This is a genomic window from Photobacterium sp. DNB22_13_2, from assembly GCF_052873915.1.
The window spans coordinates 1-237 of the sequence record NZ_JBNNXU010000289.1 but is presented as its reverse complement, the minus strand read 5'-3'; the positions used below and the strand labels follow the sequence as shown (position 1 = coordinate 237).

Annotated in this window: 1 protein-coding gene; it reads right to left on the bottom strand. The window is 64.1% G+C overall.

Annotation, left to right across the window (positions count from 1 at the left end; translation table 11 throughout):
* A partial coding sequence (locus ACVA58_RS28680; RefSeq protein ID WP_446513622.1) for an MFS transporter occupies positions 1-237 on the bottom strand: 237 nt, incomplete at both ends.

The window sequence follows — 237 nt, the reverse complement described above, 5'->3', positions numbered from 1 at the left end:
GAGGTCAGCAGCGCCCGCTTGCGGCCGAACCGGTCGCCGACATGGCCGAACAGGGCACCGCCGATTGGCCGCATCAGGAACGCCGCCGCGAAAACCCCGAAGGCGGCGGCGAGCGAGATGACGGCGTTGCCGGATGGAAAGAAGTTTTTGCCGAAGATGGCGGCGAAGTAGCCATAGGCGGCGAAATCGTACCACTCCAACACATTGCCAACAGCTGCCGGACGGGTGTCCTGATAC